This window comes from Sphingobacterium phlebotomi (assembly GCF_008180195.1).
Classification (GTDB): domain Bacteria; phylum Bacteroidota; class Bacteroidia; order Sphingobacteriales; family Sphingobacteriaceae; genus Sphingobacterium; species Sphingobacterium phlebotomi.
This window is the reverse complement of sequence record NZ_VTAV01000049.1, coordinates 1-630: the sequence shown is the minus strand read 5'-3', so window position 1 is coordinate 630 and position 630 is coordinate 1. Positions and strand designations below refer to the sequence as shown.

The following is a 630-nucleotide window of genomic DNA, read 5'->3' as shown; positions in this document are numbered from 1 at the left end:
TTCGTTTGCGCAGCAAAAAGAAGTTAAAATATTTGCGCATAGGGGTGGTTCGTACGAATACGATGAAAATACCATGTATGCCTTTCAAGAATCCTATAAACAGGGGGCAAGAGGTTTCGAACTGGATATTCGGCTTACCAAAGACAAGCACCTTGTACTCATACATGATCCGAGCATGAAAAGGACCGTGGGCATCGATAGACCTATAGAGGACTTGACACTGAAGGAGGTTAAGGAACTTCAGACGTTGAAAGGTAATCCTATTCCTACATTGGAGGAAGCAGTAGCTTTCTTTAAAGACAAACCAGGGTTGTATATCGAGTTTGAAATGAAGACCCAAAAGCCGGAGTATGATGAGGAAACACTAAAATATTACTGTGATCAGGTGTATAGTAAAGTTTATGAATCCGTTCCGCAGGGATCTGATTATGTGTTGACATCATTTGATAAAAGACCATTGCGCTATCTCAAGGCGAATCATGCAGAAGCTACCTTGGTATTGCTTAAATCGGTGGGTCTGTCTGAAGATCTTATGGCAGAAGCGAAAGAACTGGATATTAACCGGATAGGTTGTCGGCTGGAAGGCACAACGAGGGATATGATTAAAAAGGCAAAAAAGGAAGGTTTCAA

General features: G+C 41.6%; 1 protein-coding gene. It reads left to right on the top strand.

What is annotated here, in order from left to right; genetic code table 11:
- Positions 1 to 630, top strand: a 630-nt coding sequence (locus FXV77_RS21905) for a glycerophosphodiester phosphodiesterase (RefSeq protein WP_148921376.1), incomplete at both ends; no start/stop codon positions are given.